Annotated in this window: 1 protein-coding gene; it reads right to left on the bottom strand. The window is 39.5% G+C overall.

Annotated elements, in window-relative coordinates; translation table 11 throughout:
- A partial coding sequence (locus HC176_RS17170) for a (d)CMP kinase (protein ID WP_209309779.1) occupies window positions 1-207 on the bottom strand: 207 nt, incomplete at its 3' end.
- Window positions 208-397: the final 190 nt, after the last annotated feature.

Here is a 397-nt window from a genome sequence, read left to right as displayed (position 1 = left end):
AATGAGAGGCAGTTCAGCAATAAGAGCATGAGGATCAAAATGACCTTCAGCAATAAATTCCTGCCTTAGCGCATATAGGGTAACGGCCCGATACATGGCTCCGGTATCTACATAAACATAACCCAGCTCCTTTGCCAGCTGCTTAGCTACAGTACTTTTACCGGTTGATGAAAATCCGTCTATCGCTATGGTTATCCTTTTAGTCATTAATATCTTTTCTGGTGTAGGAGTGCAAAAATAAGGAATCATGCTGCACTTTACAGAACGTAAGTCCAATAAAAAAACCCGGAAGGTCTTTCCGGGGTTTTTATATGTTATTCTAAAATTAAAGTTTCTTCGGATTTTTCACTTTTTCATCCAGGATGGCCAGTTTAATGACTTCTCCCATTTCCTTAAC

It is taken from the genome of Tamlana crocina (genome assembly GCF_012037625.1).
Note: the sequence above shows the minus strand (reverse complement) of the source record. Positions and strands in the feature narration are given on the sequence as shown.